Origin of the sequence: Nocardia ignorata NBRC 108230, from assembly GCF_001612905.1 — a bacterium.
GTDB lineage: Bacteria > Actinomycetota > Actinomycetes > Mycobacteriales > Mycobacteriaceae > Nocardia > Nocardia ignorata.
In genome coordinates this window covers 43,800-61,024 of record NZ_BDBI01000017.1, presented here as the reverse complement: position 1 = coordinate 61,024, position 17,225 = coordinate 43,800, and the positions used below count along the sequence as shown (strand labels likewise).

The 17,225-nt window shown below is 69.9% G+C and carries 15 protein-coding genes; 8 read left to right on the top strand and 7 right to left on the bottom strand.

All coding sequences use genetic code 11. From position 1 onward, the window contains the following. Positions 1-46 precede the first annotated feature (46 nt). Positions 47-334 carry a hypothetical protein gene (locus tag NI2_RS33820; protein ID WP_067491322.1) on the bottom strand — a complete coding sequence of 96 codons (288 nt, stop codon included), beginning with the start codon at positions 332-334 and terminating at the stop codon, positions 47-49. Between the two features lie 255 nt (positions 335-589). Between NI2_RS33820 and NI2_RS15285 the strand changes: the two genes are divergently transcribed. Next, on the top strand, positions 590-1,174 hold the full coding sequence (locus NI2_RS15285) for a hypothetical protein (protein WP_133733830.1): 585 nt from the start codon (positions 590-592) through the stop codon (positions 1,172-1,174). 76 nt (positions 1,175-1,250) lie between these two features. On the opposite strand, the gene NI2_RS15280 is transcribed toward NI2_RS15285, so the two are convergent. Both NI2_RS15280 and NI2_RS15275 read right to left on the bottom strand, forming a co-directional pair. Continuing rightward, positions 1,251-2,378, bottom strand: coding sequence for an acyl-CoA dehydrogenase family protein (locus NI2_RS15280; protein WP_067491318.1), 1,128 nt, complete (start codon positions 2,376-2,378; stop codon positions 1,251-1,253). 9 nt (positions 2,379-2,387) lie between these two features. Continuing rightward, the gene (locus NI2_RS15275) at positions 2,388-3,560 is read right to left on the bottom strand and encodes an acyl-CoA dehydrogenase family protein (protein WP_067491316.1); all 1,173 of its coding nucleotides are present in this window, start codon (positions 3,558-3,560) and stop codon (positions 2,388-2,390) included. 149 nt (positions 3,561-3,709) lie between these two features. Here NI2_RS15275 and NI2_RS15270 point away from each other — a divergent pair, with 149 nt between their 5' ends. Beyond that, entirely contained in the window at positions 3,710-4,534 is an 825-nt protein-coding gene (locus NI2_RS15270) for a hypothetical protein (protein WP_067491314.1), read from the top strand. Between the two features lie 83 nt (positions 4,535-4,617). On the opposite strand, the gene NI2_RS15265 is transcribed toward NI2_RS15270, so the two are convergent. Further along, a complete protein-coding gene (locus NI2_RS15265; protein WP_133733831.1) occupies positions 4,618-5,505 on the bottom strand; it encodes an SMP-30/gluconolactonase/LRE family protein in 888 nt (295 codons plus the stop codon). A 103-nt stretch (positions 5,506-5,608) separates the two neighbouring features. Between NI2_RS15265 and NI2_RS15260 the strand changes: the two genes are divergently transcribed. The 4 genes from NI2_RS15260 to NI2_RS15245 are packed head-to-tail and all read left to right on the top strand — an operon-like array spanning position 5,609 to position 8,629. Further along, positions 5,609-6,214: an alpha/beta hydrolase gene (locus NI2_RS15260; protein WP_067491666.1), complete on the top strand. Its 606-nt coding sequence runs from the start codon at positions 5,609-5,611 to the stop codon at positions 6,212-6,214. An 18-nt stretch (positions 6,215-6,232) separates the two neighbouring features. Continuing rightward, entirely contained in the window at positions 6,233-6,628 is a 396-nt protein-coding gene (locus NI2_RS15255) for a hypothetical protein (protein WP_067491310.1), read from the top strand. Further along, the gene (locus tag NI2_RS15250; RefSeq protein WP_067491308.1) at positions 6,621-7,928 is read left to right on the top strand and encodes a WXG100 family type VII secretion target; all 1,308 of its coding nucleotides are present in this window, start codon (positions 6,621-6,623) and stop codon (positions 7,926-7,928) included. The genes NI2_RS15255 and NI2_RS15250 overlap by 8 nt, the downstream gene beginning before the upstream one ends. Further along, the gene (locus NI2_RS15245) at positions 7,925-8,629 is read left to right on the top strand and encodes an ESX secretion-associated protein EspG (protein ID WP_067491306.1); all 705 of its coding nucleotides are present in this window, start codon (positions 7,925-7,927) and stop codon (positions 8,627-8,629) included. The genes NI2_RS15250 and NI2_RS15245 overlap by 4 nt, the downstream gene beginning before the upstream one ends. Before the next feature lie 231 nt (positions 8,630-8,860). On the opposite strand, the gene NI2_RS35150 is transcribed toward NI2_RS15245, so the two are convergent. Together NI2_RS35150 and NI2_RS15235 are read right to left on the bottom strand one after the other, a co-directional pair. Further along, complete coding sequence (locus NI2_RS35150; RefSeq protein ID WP_243749738.1) at positions 8,861-12,598, bottom strand: bifunctional RecB family nuclease/DEAD/DEAH box helicase; 3,738 nt, start codon at positions 12,596-12,598, stop codon at positions 8,861-8,863. An 81-nt stretch (positions 12,599-12,679) separates the two neighbouring features. After that, positions 12,680-14,482, bottom strand: coding sequence for a DEAD/DEAH box helicase (locus NI2_RS15235; protein ID WP_067491302.1), 1,803 nt, complete (start codon positions 14,480-14,482; stop codon positions 12,680-12,682). Positions 14,483-14,544: 62 nt separating this feature from the next. Between NI2_RS15235 and NI2_RS15230 the strand changes: the two genes are divergently transcribed. Both NI2_RS15230 and NI2_RS15225 read left to right on the top strand, forming a co-directional pair. Then, the gene (locus NI2_RS15230; protein WP_067491300.1) at positions 14,545-15,402 is read left to right on the top strand and encodes a carbon-nitrogen hydrolase family protein; all 858 of its coding nucleotides are present in this window, start codon (positions 14,545-14,547) and stop codon (positions 15,400-15,402) included. 10 nt (positions 15,403-15,412) lie between these two features. Then, entirely contained in the window at positions 15,413-16,033 is a 621-nt protein-coding gene (locus NI2_RS15225; protein ID WP_067491297.1) for a phosphoribosyltransferase, read from the top strand. On the opposite strand, the gene NI2_RS15220 is transcribed toward NI2_RS15225, so the two are convergent. Next, positions 16,034-17,212 (bottom strand): amino acid deaminase/aldolase, encoded by a 1,179-nt coding sequence (locus tag NI2_RS15220; RefSeq protein ID WP_084456734.1) that lies wholly within the window; start codon positions 17,210-17,212, stop codon positions 16,034-16,036. It abuts the gene before it with no gap. Between the last annotated feature and the right edge of the window lie 13 nt (positions 17,213-17,225).

The following is a 17,225-nucleotide window of genomic DNA, read 5'->3' as shown; positions in this document are numbered from 1 at the left end:
ACGGTAGCGCCTACCCGTCGGTGGTGGAATCGGATCGTGCAGTGGCTCAGGCGGTTTCGCGCGGCTCCTGATCGGCGCGCAGCTTGAGCAGGATCAGGCCCGCGGTGCAGGCCAGGATCAGGCCCGCCACGGTGATCTCCACGTGCAGCCCGGCGATGCCGAGGCCGGCGCCGACGAGTCCGCCGACGAAGAACAACCAGCCGAGTACCCGGGCCACGACAGCGAACGCGCCGTTGCCCGGCGAGGTTGCGGTGTCGGGGATCTCGGGGGCCTCGGTGGCCGGATCGGGGTTCGCCTCGGCCGTTTCCAGCCGGGGTGTCGAATAAGCTCCCATCAGACTCTCCTCGATGACGCCGATCTGATTCTTGCGTCGCGCAAACCTCGCGCGTCAGGGGTTTCGGTCCGGGCGTCTCATGCGTAACTTTGCTCACACACGCTACGACCCTCTCGCTACGAAAGCCCGCGACACGTCACCACGACACGCCTACGAGACCAATCCGATATCTGAATCATTCATGTTTACAATGAGCCGATTTTCCCGGGCTGCACTACTGTGAGGCGACCCGAAGCCGACGAGGAGTACAAGGCGATGGAAGACAGCAGGGCCAAGCTCGTAGGTCCGGCAATCGCTGTTGGCGCGGTGTCGCTCGGACTGATCGTGATCGGTGCGTGCGGCGTCGGACAGCAGGACGTCTACGTGACGCCGCCACCGCTGCAGGCCGGGCTGGCCGCGGCACCGAGCCAGGTCGCCGACGACCCGACCTCCACCACGGTCCGCGTCTCGATCCCGCCGTCACCGACCTGGCGTATCGCCCCGTACATGTCGCCGCGAAAGCCGTTCAGCCTCAGCTCCACCGAGACCTCCCCTTCGGAGACCTCCGCGCCGGACGAACCGACGAGCGAGGGTCACCCCACCGAGGCGACAACCGAATCCCGCCCGCCGGAAACGACCACCGAGTCCCCCGAGACCACCACCGAGGATTCGACGCCGACCACCACCCGCCCGCCGCGCACCACAGCCCCCACCCGCACGGTGAGCCCGCCACGCACCCGCCCGACCTACGAGGGCGAGTTCGAAGACTCCGACTTCCCCACCACCAACGCCCACGACAACACCACCCGCACCCCCGAACCCACCACGGCCCCACCGACAACCACCCAGGCCGACGGCTGACCGGAAACGCCACGCTCAGAGGGTTCCCGGACAAGAAATGGTGCGCGCCCACGGGGCACGCACCATCAGTGGTCTTCTACAACTCCGGCAAGTCGTAACTGCCGACGCGATCAGCGAGCACCCGCCGGTGTTCCAGTTCTCCGCCGAGAGTCTGGCCGATCGCGGTGAGGCGGGCGACGTAGTGGCTCACCGGGTATTCGGCGGTGACGCCGATTCCGCCGTGCATCTGGATGGCCTCGCGGCCGATGTGGGCGGCGGATTTGCCGATCTGCAAGCGGGCACGGGAAGCGACGATCGGGTCGTTGGAGCCGTCGGCGAGGGCGGCGGTGATGTAGAGGTTCATGCTGCGGGCCAGTTCCAGTGAGACGTAGCAGTCGGCGGCGCGCTGGGTGAGGGTCTGGAACTTCGACAGGGTTACGCCGAACTGCTTGCGCGACTTCAGGTAGTCGGTGGTCGAGGTGAGTGCTACCTGCATGGCGCCCACCGATTCCGCGCACAGTGCCGCTTGGGCGTAGCCCTGGGCGAGCGCGATCTGTTCGGCCGCGTCGACCGTGTCACCGAGCAATTCGCCCGGCGCCGAGGCGAAATCGAATTGGGCGCCGCGGCGGCCGTCGAAGGTGCGGTAGGTGCGGCGCTGCACGCCGGAGCCGGTGGGGTCGACGAGGAACAGGCCGACACCGCCGCCGGGAAGTACCGCGCTGACGATCAGCTGATCGGCGCAATCGCCGCGCGGGACCGGATTCTTCACACCGGTCAGGGTGTACGAATCACCCTGCTGCTCGGCGGTTGTGGTGACCTCGGTGGACGGCCAGCGCTGTCCCGGTTCGGCATGGGCGAAGGCGAGCAGGAGGGTACCCTCGGCGAGCGCGGGCAGCAGCCGGTGGCGCTGGTCGGCACTGCCGGTGAGCCGGATCAGCTCGGCCGGAACGACCACGGCGTCGAGCACCGGTTCGGGGGCAAGCGCACGGCCCAGTTCCTCCTGCACGAGCATCGCCTCGACGGGACCCGCGCCCACGCCGCCGTCCTCCTCGGGGATGGTCAGGCCGAGGACGCCGAGGTCGGCGAGTTGCTTCCAGACCGTGCGGCTCCAGCCGGGATCCGTGTCACCCGCCTTGGTGAGGGCCTCGCTGTCGTAGAACCGGTGCAGCAGTTCGCGCACGGTGTCACGCAGCATCGTCTGTTCTTCGGTCAGTGCCAGATCCATGTCAGCGCCTCACAATCCGAGGATCGTGGAGGAAATGATCGAGCGCTGGACCTCGCTCGAGCCTCCGTAGATGGTCACCTTGCGGTAGTTCAGGTAGCCGGGGCCGGTGTGCTGGGCCCAGGCGGGTGAGGCGATGTCGTCGGCGTCGACGGGAAGGGCGTCGGCGCCCGCGATGTCGAGCAGCAGTTCGGTGGCCGCCTGCTGCAGTTCGGTGCCGCGCAATTTCAGCACCGAGGAGGCCGGGTTGGGTTTGCCGTCGGCCGAATTGGACACCACCCGCAGCTGGGTGAGTTCCAGGGCGAGCAGTTCGTTCTCGAGTTCGGCGATGCGCGCGGCGAACACCGGGTCCTCGATCAGGGTGCCGTGGCCGGTGCGGATCGAGCGCGCGTGGTCTTTGGCCAGTCCGATCTTGACCTTGGTCTTGCCGACGCCGGTGATGGAGGTGCGTTCGTTGCCGAGCAGGAACTTGGCGTAGGTCCAGCCCTGATTCTCCTCGCCGACCAGCTGATCGGCGGGCACCCGGACGTCCTCGAAGAACACCTCGTTCACCTCGTAGCTGCCGTCGATCAGTTTGATCGGACGCATGGTGACACCGGGCGACTTCACGTCGAAGAGCAGGAAGGAGATGCCCGCCTGTTTCTTGGGTGCCGACGGATCGGTGCGCACGAGGCAGAATATCCAGTCGGCGTACTGGCCGAGCGTGGTCCAGATCTTCTGCCCGTTGACGATGTAGGAGTCACCGTCGCGGACGGCGGTGGTGCGCAGCGAAGCCAGGTCGGAACCGGCGTCGGGCTCGGAAAAGCCCTGGCACCACCAGATGTCGAGGGCGGCGGTGGGCGGCAGGAAACGCTGCTTGAGCTCCTGGGAACCGAACTGGGCGATCACCGGGCCGACCATGGAGGCGTTGAAGGTGAGCGGTTCGGGCACCGAGGCCAGCTGCATCTCGTCGAGCCACAGGTGACGCTGCATCGGCGTCCAGTCCTTGCCACCCCACTCCACCGGCCAGTTCGGCACGGCGAGCCCGTGATCGTTGAGGATCTTGTTGGCGGTGACGATGTCTTCGCGGGAAAGCTCGTGTCCGTATTTCACACGGTCACGGATCTCGACGGGGATCTCGGTGTGATAGAAGTGCCGGAGCTCATCGCGGAAGGCGACCTCTTCCGGGGACAGGGCTAGCTTCATACGGGTCTCCCAGCGTCTCTAGTAGCCGTCCTGGTGAAACCTACCCCGCACGGCGACGCCGCGACACCACCACGCTGCCACCGGCCCGTCGAACTGGTACGTTGCCACACGGACCGGGGAACCGGTGGGCGAGCAGCAGGGAGTTACGGGTGAACGGCAGATCCATCGCAGGTAGGGCGGCGGCGGTGACCGCGGCGAGCATCGGTGCTGTGGTCGTGCTCGCCTCGACCGCGAGTGCGTCTCCTCTCGACGACGCCATCACTCACTTGCACGATCTCGCCGGCGAGGACGTGAGCACCAAGGCCGGTGTCGACGCGATCGCCAACTTCACCGGCATGGTCGGCGCCGACCGCCTGCGTGACATCTCGGCCCAGTTCATCCCGCTGGGCTACGCCGCCCCCACCTTCGGCTGCGGCAGCAACGGACCCATCACCACCATCATCGCCGCCGCGACCGTCGAGGGCCCCGGCCCGCGCACCGGAACCAGCCTGACCCCGGGCGATGTCCGGTTCAGCGCCAGTCCGGCCCACACCGGTGTGCCGCTGGCCTCGGGCCTGAGTGTGGCCTGGGTGAATGTGAACAACGGGCAGAGCGGTATCGCCGCCCTCGACGACCTCACCGAATACCAGCTGCCGTCGCTGTCGAAGACGATCACCAGCGGCGCGGGCACCGTGGTCGCCTCCATGTGGGGCACCATCGATTACCCCGGTGCGCGCTGCGTGATGACGCCGACCGTCGGCACGTTCGTCGTTCCCGATCTGCCGGTGGCGGCTCCCGAAGCACCGGCCGCCCCGCCCGCGCCGGAACCGCAGGCCCCCGCCCCCGGTTCGGGTGCGCCCGGTGCCGGTGCGGCACAGTCGCAGGCGCCCGCCCCCGAAACGCCCGCTCCGGCCCCGGCCCCGGCGGAGGCGCCGCAGCCGGCTCCCGCGCCCGCTCCCCCGGCTCCGCCGTCGGCGCTGAGCGTCGACGGCTGATCATTCGGCGCCCGAGGCGCCAGGATTCGAAAACGGCCGTCGACTGATGTCGGCGGCCGTTTGTCGTGCGACAGGGTTCGGGGTCAGCCGCGCGGGCGGATGCGCAGGACGGTTCCCTCTTCGGTGCCCGCGAGCAGCGCCGTCGAGTCGGCCGGGTCGGCGACGACGGCGGTGAGCGGCTGGGTGGCGGCGATCGTGCAGGCACCGCCCGTGGCCAGGTCGACGCGCACCAGCTGTCCGGTCAGGGTCGTCACGTACAGGGCGCCGTCACGCAGGACCAGGTCGTCGACGAAATCGGGCAGCGAACCGAACGAGGTCAAATCGGCGATGGTCGTGCTCACCGCCGGATTCGTGCGCGACAAGCGGAGCACTCGGCCGACCGGACCGGCTGCGCTGTCGACGTAGTTCGCCGTGACGTAGACCGAATCACCGGAGACCACAACGCCATTGGGCCCCTCGACGGTGGCGCTCGACCACCAGGTCATGTCCTCGGTGCCGTCGGGAAAGAGGCGGTGCACGCCGTCGCGGGCGGTGACGTACAGGTTGCCCTGGGCGTCGAAGGCGGCGCCGTTGGGGTGGATGAAACCGGTGGCGAAGGGTTCGGGCACCGGTTCTGCGGCGGTCGGGTCGAATCGGACGACACCGCCGGAATCCGACAGCGGCGAATTGCCGGTGACCACGTAGAGCAGGCCGTCCGGCCCGAGGCGAACGGCGCCGGGAGCGGCGATATCCACCGTGGCGGTGAGCTTTCCGGCGCTGTCGTAGCGCTGTACTTCACCGCGCAGCACGCGCGACACCCACACGTCGCCGCGCTCGTCGATGCCGAAGTTCTCCGACCAGTCGAGTAGCGGGACCGTCGAGTGGATCGCGATCTCCTGACCGGCCCGCCCGCAGGCGGCGACCGGGTCGGCACCGGCGACGCCGGTGACCGCGGTGCTCACGCCTGCCGCACCGACGACAATGCTTGCCACACAACGACGCAACGACAACATGGACGACCTCGACTCTGAACCGGGTGGACTGGCGAAGTGTAACGGCTGGCGCGATGCTTTGGCAGGTGCGGATAATCGGCTGGTGCCCTACTTCGACAGCGCGCGTGGTCGTCTGCACTACCGGCGCAGGTCACCCGGCCTGGTCGCCGCGACCGTCGTGCTGCTGCCCGGCACCGGTCAGCACAGCGGGCACTACCACCGATTCGGTGCCGCGCTGGCCGCCGCCTGCATCGAGTTGTGGACCCTCGACACCGCGGGACAGGGCCTGAGCGAAGGCGATCCACACGCGCCGGGCACCCTCGACGAGCTGGTCTCCGATGCCAGGGGCCTGCTCGAGGTGGTGCGCGCCGAAACCACCTCCGCGCCGGTACTCATGGGCCACTCCCTCGGCGCCGTCACCGCGCTCGCCGTCGCCGCCGATCAGGCCGCCGACCTGCGCGGACTCGTCCTGTGCGGCACCCCGCGCCGGGCCACCGAGACCGAGCCCGACCCGCGCCTGGCGACGCTCGCGGTGCACGGAATCGACGACCGCCGGGCACCGATCGATGCGATGCGGCTATGGACACAGCGGTATCGATCGGTAGATTTGCGCGAGTACGCCGACGCCGGTCACGACCTGTTGCACGAGCCGGTGCGGGACCGCGTGGCCGACGATATCGCGCGGTGGGTACTCGCCACGGCGGACTGAACGACGAAGGGGGAAGCGGTGCAATCGAATCGCACGGGGCTGCCGAATACGGCGGCGCTCGGTCAGGCCGTCGAGGAGGGCGGACTGTGGGTCGACGGGGTGCTCGTCGCCGACGGCGCAACCGAACGGTGCGCGTTGCGCTACGAACGTCTCGCCGCCGCCGTCGACGCGCAGGTACAGGCCTTGACCCAGGCCGCGACGCTGCCCGGCTTCGGCGGGCTGCCCTCGGGTGCCGCGCTGCGCACCGGCTTCGAGACCAAGACCGGTAACGCCCTCGACCAGTTGCGTGCCTACGCCGCGACGGCTCGTCAGCTGGCCGCCGTGCTGCGGGCCGCCGGGGCCGCCTACCAGGAGAGCGATCAGGCGATGGCGAGCGCGGTCCGGGCGATCGAGACAGGTGATGGACATGCGTAGCATTTCCGGTGCACCGGGGACCGACCCGGACTACGTGGCCGTCGTCGAGGTGTTCGACAGCCTGTCGCATTCCGAAATCCACACGGCAGTACAGCAACTCGACCCGGCCGCCTTGAGCAGCGGCGGGCAGTTGTATCTCACCGCGGCCACCGCCGTCGGTGACGAGGTCGACAACGCGCATGCCGAGATCCGGGCCGCGATCGCCGACGGGTGGCGCGGGTCGGCGGCGCGGTCCGCCGTCGATGCCCTTCGCACGTTCGAGCAGGTGGGTCGGCAGATCGCGGATGTGCTGACGGCGGTCGGTGTCCGGCTGTGCCAGGCGGGTGATGCGGCGGAGTCGATTCGCGCCGCTGTCGCCGAACCCGCTGCGGCGCAGCCGGATCCGGACGGCGCGCTGCTCGATCCGCAGCAGGCCACGGACAATGCCACGATTTCGCGGGAAGCCGAGAACGCCCGGCTGGACGCGGTGCGGGCGATGGAGACGATCTACGCGGGGGCCTTCGTACCCACCGGGTCGGGCGTGCCCGCGTTCGGTGAGATCAGTTCGGGCACAACTGATGTAGAAGTCGGCGGTGCGCTCGGTGCGGTGCCTTCGTCGGTGGTCACGGCGGTTTCCGGTGAGGGATCCGATGTCGCGGTCACCGATACGGCAGCAGGGAGCGCCGTTGGCGATGCGGTGGGAGGGTCGACGGCCGACGGCTCCGGTGCCGTGGTTTCACCGGCGAGTGTGAGCAGCTCGACGGCGAGTACTTCCCTGTTCACAGGCGGTTCCGCAGCGGTCGCTCCGGCGGCGACCGCGTCCGGCACCGGTACGTCGAGCGCCTTGTCCGGGGCAGGCGGGTCCGTCGCCGCGAATGGGGTACCCGTCGCGGGTCCTGTTCCCGCCGGCACGCTCGGACGGACCGGGAAACGCGCGAACGCCTCGCGGAAGGAATCCGGGTCCCCGGCGACCCAGGCGGCTTCGCTCGGCGAATCCGGTTCTCCCGCCACGCGATCGGCGTCGTCCGAGGATGTCCGCCAGGACCCCACGGTGGCCGGTGGTGAAGCGGCTGCCGGAATGAGTGCGGGCGCGATCGGTGGGCTCATGGGTGGGGCGATGGTCGCGGCGGACCACACCCGCGCACCCGGCGGCCCGCGCCCACCCGCCCAGCCCGACATCGAGGACGACGACGACGAATTCCTGCGCTTCCTCGAGGAGGAACCCACCTTCCTCGAACCCGCCGACGAGGTGAACCCGCTGATCGGGAAGCTGGAACCGACCAGTCCCGCCGTGCTCGGAGAGTGGACCGAGCAGGAGTGAACTGGCACCTCACGCCCGACCAGTTCGCGCTGGCCTGGGCGCGTACCGACGGCGACCGGATCCCGTATCCGCTCGCCGTTCGCGCGTCTACCAGAGACACCGCCGAGCGGGCGGCCGCGCAACCGGCACTCGACGCGTGGTGTGCCCGCACTCTCGACCCCGACCTCTCGGCGGCGCTGCGCGTGCTGGCCAAACCGGAGATCCGGGTGGAGGTGTGCGGACACGCGCCCGCGCCGGTGCGCATGCTCGGCGCCGTCGCGGGGGACGTGGCGGTACTCGCCGTGCAGTCGCCCGGCACCTCGGCCGACCGAGGTGGCGACCTGCACGTTCAGGTCGGTGCGACGAAACGCTTCGCGCCCCAGGTCTTTTCCCGGATTCCGCGTCAACCGGTCGGCACCGGTCCGCGGATCGCCGCACCGGCGGCGCGCGTGCGCGAGGACAGCCGCGACCTGGTCACCGTCCCCGTCGCCGGACCCTCCGACGCCGCCCGCATCCGCAAACTCCTCCAACGCCCGCGCACCGGCATCGGCCAGATCCTCGTCGCCCCGGGGGCCGACGAACCGGCCACGGGCGTCCTGTCCTGGATCGACGTCACCGGCGACGGCCGGTACCTGATCCACTCCGGGCACCAGGTGTCGGTCGCCCCGGCGACACCCGACACCGCCGCCGACTGGCTGCGGCGGCTGTTGCGCGCCGCTTGACCCGCGGCGATCGGTTCAGGCGGCCCTCGCAGCCACAGGTAACGACGAGGTCGCCGGTGCGCTACATGCGGCGGCCGGGTTCGGCGTAGGGGCAGGCGGTTGAATCGGTCGGAGCTGATGGGCGGTATCTGATCTAGGCGTAGACCGCGCCCACCGTCACAGCTCGCGGGGCGAATTGCCGATCGAGTGCGTGCGCCTGCGCCGTGCGACGGTTGATGTGCCGCCGGGTGCTCAACCGAGCTGGAGGAAGCCGCGCAGGGCGGCGAGTTCTTCCGGAGTGTCCGGGAGGTACTCGGTGAGCAGCGGCGAGCGGATGATGATCGCTTTCCACATGGCGCGGCACAGGGTGGCGTGGATGACGGTGCGCGAGAGGAGGGCTCGCATACCGAAGGGGGCGTCGTCGGGTGTGGAGGTGGTCATCGACAGCACGACGACGGCGGCTTCACGGCCCCGGAAACGGTCGGGGGTGCCGACGAGGACGTCCTCGATCTTGGCGCGCGCCAGCAGGGTTCGGATGCGCGCCACTTGCGCTGCGTAAGGGGCGACCACGAAGACGTCGTGCGGGTGCAGTTTGCGGGTGCGCGCACCGGAGGTCCAGGTTTCGCCGAGCAGGGCGCGCACGCGGCGCACCACCTCGCGGGCCTCGGCGTCGGACTCGGTCGCGCTGCCGCGATGTTCGACGAACACCGTACTCACCCCGGGCGCGATCCCGGCGAGATCGCGGGCGCTGGTGACGGCCTCGACCGCCGTGAGCTTGCCGTCGTAGCAGCTCACCGACACCGGCGCGCACACCGCCGGGTGCATCCGCCAGGTGCGGTCGAGGAAGTAGCCGTACTCCGGCGGCAAGGTGGCCGCGCCGTCGCACAACCACTCGAGGGCCGAAACATGAATCGGCTCAGGGTGTTCGGCCTGGGCGAGCGCGGGCTCTGGATCACCGACGAGCAGCAGGTTGCGCGCGCTCACCGCGACGGCGACGGTGTCGGCCAGCGAGCATTCGCCCGCGTCGGCGATCACCAGCAGGTCGAGCGAGCCGGGGGCGATGAGAGTCTCGTCGACGAAATCGGCGGTGGTGCCGCCGATCACGCACCCGTTCACCGCGTTGTCGAGGAATCGGGGATACCGGCTGCCCTCGATCGCCGACCATTCGCGGCCCACCGACGCCACGTCCTTCTTCGCGACGAGTTCGGGCAGCAACCCGGCCTCCACGACCGCGTCGAAGATCCGCTCGATCACCTCGTGCGAGCGTGCGACCACACCGATCCGCCACCGCTTGCGGGTGACAAGGCGCTCGATGGCGCGGGCCGTCGTCCCGGTCTTGCCGGTGCCGGGCGGTCCGTGCACAGCCAGGTAGGAGGCGTCGAGTGCGGCCGTCGCCTGGGCCGTGGCGTGTGCGATATCGCCGTCGACCTGCGGTAACGGTGCGCCCTCGTGCAGGCGGGGCGTGCGGCGCAGCAGCAGGTCGTAGACCGCGTTCGTGGGCACGGACGGCAACGTCACCAGCAGGTCCTGGGCGGTGGCTTCCAGGGCCGCCTCGAGGTCGGCCTCGCCGTCGGGCGGGCCGGGGGCGATGGCGGCGGGTAGGTCGTCGTAGGGCGGGCAGCCCGCCGGGAGCAGTTCTTCCAGGCGCACGGTGTCGTCGAAATCGGCGTCCACCGCGCAGCCGAGGACGGTGGCCGTGGCGGTGGCGCGTCTGCCGAGCGTCTGCGTCATGCCCGCTGCCGCCGCACCGTCGTAGATGGTGATCATCTGGGTGCCGGGGGTCAGCGTGGCACCGGTGCCGAGGCGACCGGTGAGGGTGAGGTAGCGGCGCATCGTCGGAAGCTGGGGTGTGCGATGCCATTTGGTGTCGACGGTGCCCCACTCGGCGACCAGGACGCCCGGCGCGTCGGCCCACTCCCCCACCGGGTGCCCGAGCCGGTCGATGTGCGCCCACCATCTGGGCTGCCGTTCACGCCGGTGATACCCGAGCACCGCGGCCGTGAGCGCGGCCGCCCGTGCCGCGTCGCCGTGTGCGTCGGCGGCGAATTCGGCCAGCGCGGCCTCCAGTGAACCCGTGCGCAACGACGGCGGAATGTCGGTCTCGGCCACCGCGAACCGTGGGCCGGGCACCTCGATCCCCGCCTCGGCTGCCCGTTCCAGCAACCAATCCCTGATCCCCAGCACGGTGGCCGCGCGACCGTGTGCGCCCGGCACCAGGGCGGCCAATCCGGCCACGTCGTAGGACTGCTCACCGATCAGCAATGCGGTCCGCACTACGGGTGCCAGGTCGACCAGTGCCCCGGCGGCGAGCAGTTCGTCGAGCTGATCGGCTCCGACACCGAAGCGCCCCGACCAATCGAGCAGCGCCGTCCGAACCGCCGACCCGTAGTGATAGACCCGCACATCCGGATCCAGCGCCCGATACTCACCGATGATGTCGAGCAATTCCTCGAGCACGTCCGGGCCGTACCCGTCCTGTGTCGACGGCCCGAGCTCGCCCCCACCCGTCGCTGAAGTTCCGAGCCCTCCGGCGCCCCTCGCGAAAGCTCCGAGAGCGCCACCGTTCCCCTCGTCAAACCCGAGCCCGCCGTTCCGGGCGAATGATCCGTAGTCGCTCGCCTGCGCGTAGCGCGGATCGGTCGACGCGGTCGGCGAGGGGTCCGGGCGGAAGACAGTGGTTGTCGTGTCGGCGAGTTCTACCGAGGTGATGGTTCCCCGGCGGTCCAGGTCGATGAGCAGTGCCAGGTCGCCGGGGCGCGGGGTGGGGAGGGCGCCGAGGGCGGTGGCGTCGCGCAGGGCGTAGGTGGGGGTTGCGGTGCGTTCGCGGGTGAGTTGGATGTCGGCTTGGCGGCGCAGTTCGGTGACCGTGCGCGGGGCGAGGCCGGGGACGGGAACGGTGGTGGCGGCGAGGCGGTCGACGGTGAGCACACCGGCTTCACGCAGTCGGGCACGCTGGGTGGGCCGAATCCCCGCTACCAGCAGCAAGTCCCGTGCGGTCGCGGCCGCCGCACGGCACGTCGGGCAGTGTCCACACGCGAGATAGCGTGGGTCACCCCACTGCACGGGCAGCAATTCGGTGAGCTTCTCCTCGACGACGTGTTCCACCCGCGCCCGCCGCGCCCGGTAGATCGGCCCGAGTTCCGCTGCGACCACGCCACTTTCACCGGTCGGCGACGAAATTCGCGCCACCGGGTCGACATCCACCCCGGCCGCCGCCAATGCCTCGACGCACGCGGCCACTTCGACCCGCGCACACAACTCCAGCCGAACCGGATCGACCCCCACCGAACGCACCGACGCCGAAACCCGCTCGAACGGCGTCCGCCCCGCCGCGAGTTCACGCCGCAACACCCGATGGTCGTCGGCATCAACGAACCCCGCGGCACCAGAACGTGGCTCAGCGAGCACGGGCGACACGCCACTGTCCGCGTAACGGTCAGCCTCGGCGCCCCGGTCCCAGCGCGACTCGCCATCCACGTCGCGGTCCTGCGCGTCGTCATCTCCACGTGAACGCCTGGGCAAGCCGATACCCGAAGGCCCGCAGTCGTCATGCCGAGGCACATCGCCCGGAGCCCCGACTCGCGCAGGTGCGACGGCACCGTGCACTACGTACCGTGAACCGTCGCGCACGAGAAGGTCTGCCTGGCAGACGAATCGACCGTCGAAGAAGACCGCACCGTCGATCGCCTCGGCACCGGCACGCAGGGCGTCGGTGGTGCGTGCGGCGGCTTCGGTGAGAGTGGTGGCGTCGACGGGATCGGGGGTGGGGATGTGGATCCACCCGTCCCCGAAGTGCCGCAGCAACTCCGGGGAAACGTCGACGGCGCGCACGAGATTCGCGGCGGCGTCGCGGGTGCCGGGGAGGTTGCCGAGGGCGGCGTCGACCGCGCGCAGCAGCGCGAACTCACAGTCCGCCGCGCGCACGAGATCGCCGACAGCACCGATCACCCGATCACCGGAGACGAACAAACGCGGCCCTCCTGTGTTCACGCACACCCGACGGCAACACCTTAGCCAGCGCCGAGACAGCCCATGGAGCGACCCATGGACTTGTCTACGTGCGGTGGTGCGCTACGTGCGCGGCTTACGCCGTTCGGTACGCGGACGGGCCTCACGGTCACGCCGGGGACCACGGGAGTTGAGCCGCTGCGACGGCGGACCCTGATCCGGCTGCAGCTGGATCAGCACACCGCTGATCCTGGTGCGCCGCAATGCTTCCAGCGTTTCGTTGGGCAGGTTCGCGGGCAGCTCGACGAGGCTGTAGTCGGGCCGGATGCTGATGTGCCCGAAGTCGCTGCGCCGCAGCCCACCCTCGTTGGCGATGGCGCCGACGATCGCGCCGGGCACCACCCGATGCCGCTTGCCGACGCTGATCCGGTAGGTCGCCAGCTCCGCACCGCTCTCGCGGGAGAACGACGGCGGACGCGGTCCACGGTCCTCGTCGTCGAACTGGCGCGGGGCACGCTCGCGATCACGGTCCCGGTCGCGTTCGCGACGCGGTGCGGGCTCCGGCTCGGGCGCCATGAAGAAGTTGTCCCCGTCGTACCCACCGACCGCCAGCGCGGCGGCGATATCGACCAGCGGGGTGTTGTGCTCGGCCTCGTAGTCCTCGATCAGCTTGCGGAACAGCTCGATCTTGTCCGAGGCCAGGTTCTCGGTAATGGAGTCACCGAACTTCGCGGCGCGGGTCGCGTTCACATCGTCGACGCTCGGCAGCTGCATCTCGGTGAGCGGATGCCGGGTGGCGCGCTCGATCGCCTTGAGCAGATGACGCTCACGCGGCGCGACGAACAGCAGCGCCTGACCCGAGCGGCCCGCGCGACCGGTGCGGCCGATGCGGTGCACATACGACTCGGTGTCGTGCGGGATGTCGTAGTTCACGACATGCGAAATGCGGTCCACGTCGAGACCACGCGCGGCCACATCGGTGGCGACGAGGATGTCGAGCGCACCCGACTTCAGCTGACCGATGGTGCGTTCACGCTGGTTCTGCGCGATGTCACCGTTGATCGCGGCGGCGGAGAAACCACGCGAGCGCAGCTTCTCGGCCAGCTCCTCGGTGGCCTGCTTGGTGCGCACGAAGATGATCATCGCCTCGAAGTCCTCGACCTCGAGGACGCGGGTGAGCGCGTCGAGCTTGCGCTGGTGCGACACCTGCACATAGCGCTGGGTGATGTTGGTGTTGGTCGTGGTCTTGGACTTGACCGTGATCTCGACCGGGTCGTTGAGGTACTGCTTGGAGATCTTGCGGATCGCGCCCGGCATGGTGGCCGAGAACAGGGCGACCTGCTTGTCCCGCGGAGTGTCGCGCAGGATGCGCTCGACGTCCTCCTGGAAGCCCATCTTGAGCATCTCGTCGGCCTCGTCGAGCACCAGGTAGCGCAGCTCGGTGAGATCGAGCGTGCCCTTCTCCAGGTGGTCGATGACGCGGCCGGGCGTACCGACGACCACATGCGCGCCGCGGCGCAGACCCGACAGCTGCACGCCGTAGCTCTGGCCGCCGTAGATCGGCAGCACGTGGAGACCGGGGATGTGCGAGGAGTACTTGCCGAACGCCTCGGCGACCTGGATCGCGAGTTCGCGGGTCGGCGCGAGCACCAGTGCGCTCGGCTTCTTCTGCGCGGTGTCCAGATTCATCAGGATCGGGATCGCGAATGCGGCGGTTTTGCCGGTGCCCGTCTGGGCCAGGCCGACGACGTCAGCGCCGGAGAGCAGTGGGGGAATCGTGGCCGCCTGGATCGGCGACGGCGACTCGTAGCCCACGTCGGCGATGGCCGCGAGGACACGGTCATCGATCCCGAGATCGGCGAAGGTCGGGCCGTTGTCGTGCCTGTCGTCGTCGGCAGGAACGCTGTCGACCTCATTTGTGTTCATTGACCACGAGTTTACTGCCTGGCGGTAGCTGATCGGGCCACCGGGTGAATACGGTGTGACCTATGCAGCTGCACAACGGGTCATCGCATCAGGAACACGCCGCGACGACGGTGCCGATCGCGGTCGTCCAATTCGCCCCGCAGACCGACACGTCGGCCAACCTGGCCGCCTTGCGCGAACACGTGCGAACCGCTGCCGAATCGGGTGCGCGCGTCGTGGTCGCACCCGAATACTCGATGTTTGCGGTGACCCGTCTCGACGAGCGGGTGGTGGCCGCCGCCGAGCCGCTCGACGGGCCGTTCACCACCGGACTCGCCGCGCTCGCCGCTGAATTGGGGGTGCATCTGGTGGCCGGTGTCGTCGAATTGCCGACACCGGACGCGGACCGGATCAGCAATACCCTCGTGGCGCACGGACCCGACGGATCACGGCTCGCGCTCTACCGCAAAGTGCACCTCTACGACGCTTTCGGGCACCTGGAATCCGATGTCGTCGCGGCCGGTCCGCTGGTGGCGCCCGCCACATTCACCGTCGACGGTGTGATGTTCGGCATGCAGACCTGCTTCGATCTGCGCTTTCCGGAGGGATGTCGGCGTGTCGCGGCGGCGGGGGCGCACGTGCTGCTGCTACCCGCGCAGTGGATTCCCGGCCCGGCGAAGGTCGACCAGTGGACCACGCTGCTGCGCGCGCGGGCCATCGAGAACACCGTGTACGTGGCGGCGGCCGATCAGTGCGCGCCGCTCGGGGCGGGCGCGTCGATGATCGTCGACCCGGCGGGCACCGTGCTCGCCGAACTCGGCGACGAGCCGGGTGTGCTCACCGCATCGATCGACCCCGCCCACCTCGCCAGGGTGCGTACCGCCAACCCGAGCCTGTCGCTGCGCCGCTTCACAGTTTCGGCCGACGCCACCGCGGAGTAGCGTCGAAGCGATGGTGTACCCGGATCGCGCTGCGGCGGGCCGCGCTCTCGGCACGGCCCTGGAACATCTGCGTGGCACGCACCCGCTGGTGCTCGGGTTGCCGCGTGGCGGTGTGCCGGTGGCGGCCGCCGTGGCCGATGCGATCGACGGGGAACTCGATGTGCTGCTGGTGCGCAAGCTGGGTCTGCCGCAGCATCCGGAGCTGGCGATGGGTGCGCTCGGCGAGAACGACGTGCTGGTGCTCAACGAAGACGTGGTGGCACGCGGCCGGGTGAGCGAGGCGGCGTTCGCCGAGGTCGAGCGCGCGGAACGCGCCGAACTGGCCCGCAGGCGAACCCTGCTCCGCGACGGCGAACCGGTCTCCATGACCGACCGGACGGTGGTGATCGTCGACGACGGAATGGCCACCGGCGCCACCGTGGCCGCCGCCTGCCGCGTCGCCCGCGCACAGCGACCCGCCCGCTTGATCGTGGCGATGCCGGTCTCGGCCCCCGAGGCGGCCCACCGGGTCCGCCCCGAGTGCGACGAGCTGGTCTGCCTCTGGACCCCCGACGACCTGGGCGGCGTCGGCGGCGCCTACCACGACTTCCACCAGCTCACCGACGACGAGGTCACCGAACTGCTGCGCTGATCAGCCGAAGCACTGGCCTTCGCCGCGATAGGTGGGAACGGTTGTGCGAGTTCCCGATTCGTCGACGAGGTGGATCTCGGCGAAGCGTTCGCACAGCTCGCCCGCCTTGGCGTGGCGGAACCAGACGCGGTCGCCGATCTCGAGTTCGGATCCACCGGCGAGCGGGGTCTGTACCTCGCCCGCGCCCTCGGCGCCGAGCAGCTTCAGGCCCGCGGGCCAGACCGGCAGCGGTACCCGGCTGGGGCCGGTCGGTCCGGAGGCGATGTAGCCGCCCGCGAAGACGGTGGCGATGCTCGGGGTGGGTTTGCGCAGCACCGGCGTGGCGAAGAACAGGGCCGGCCGAGGGGTGAAGGACCGGTAGTGGTCGAAGAGGGTGGGCACGTAGAGGCCGGAACCGGCGGTCACCTCGGTGACATCGGGATCGCTGATCGAGACCTCGATCGAGCCGGTGCCGCCGCTGTTGACGATCTCGAGCGGCCCGGTCACCATGCGCACCGCGTCGAGCACCTGGGTGCGGCGGCGGGCGATCTCGGCGGCCGAGAGTCGCTTGACCACGCGCACGGCCGGATTGTTGTCGGGCAGGCCCGCGATCTGCGCCTCATAGGTCATCACGCCGACCACCTCGAAGCCGCGGGCGCGCGCCTGCGTCGCCAGGACGGCGGCCTCGCCGGGGGTGCGGATGGGGGAACGGCGAACGCCCAGGTGCAGCGGGCCGATGCGCAGCGAGGCGTCGACGTCGAGGCAGACGCGTGGATGGACGGTGTCGGTGCCGAGGGCAGCGCGGGCCAGGTCGAGCTGGGCGACGTCGTCGATCATCAGGGTGATCGAGCGCAGCAGCGTCGGCGCGCCCGCCAGTTCGGCCAGCGCGGCGCGGTCGAGGGTCGGATAGCCGAGCAGGATGTCGCGGGCGCCCAGGCGAGCCAGCCAGATGGCTTCGCGCAGGGAGTAGGCCATGATGCCCGCGAAGCCGTCGGCCGCGGTGAGGTCGGTGCCGAGGACCCGCTCGAGCACGGCCCGGCAGCGCACCGATTTGCTCGCCACCCTGATTGCGACGCCGTTCGCGCGGCGGCGCAGATCCGCGGCGTTGGCGTCGAGCCGGGACAGATCGAGTGCCGCCAGCGGCGGGTCGAGGTCAGCGGTGGCGTCGTGCAGGTGGTGCAGCGCTGTTGTCTCGGTCACCCGTCTACTGAAC

What these genes read in the sequence shown, in the direction of transcription:
- NI2_RS33820 (WP_067491322.1), bottom strand. Translation starts at nt 334, where the DNA reads ATGGGAGCTTATTCGACACCCCGGCTGGAAACGGCCGAGGCGAACCCC.
- NI2_RS15285 (WP_133733830.1), top strand. Translation starts at nt 590, where the DNA reads ATGGAAGACAGCAGGGCCAAGCTCGTAGGTCCGGCAATCGCTGTTGGC.
- NI2_RS15280 (WP_067491318.1), bottom strand. Translation starts at nt 2,378, where the DNA reads ATGGATCTGGCACTGACCGAAGAACAGACGATGCTGCGTGACACCGTG.
- NI2_RS15275 (WP_067491316.1), bottom strand. Translation starts at nt 3,560, where the DNA reads ATGAAGCTAGCCCTGTCCCCGGAAGAGGTCGCCTTCCGCGATGAGCTC.
- NI2_RS15250 (WP_067491308.1), top strand. Translation starts at nt 6,621, where the DNA reads ATGCGTAGCATTTCCGGTGCACCGGGGACCGACCCGGACTACGTGGCC.
- NI2_RS15235 (WP_067491302.1), bottom strand. Translation starts at nt 14,482, where the DNA reads ATGAACACAAATGAGGTCGACAGCGTTCCTGCCGACGACGACAGGCAC.
- NI2_RS15230 (WP_067491300.1), top strand. Translation starts at nt 14,545, where the DNA reads ATGCAGCTGCACAACGGGTCATCGCATCAGGAACACGCCGCGACGACG.
- NI2_RS15225 (WP_067491297.1), top strand. Translation starts at nt 15,413, where the DNA reads ATGGTGTACCCGGATCGCGCTGCGGCGGGCCGCGCTCTCGGCACGGCC.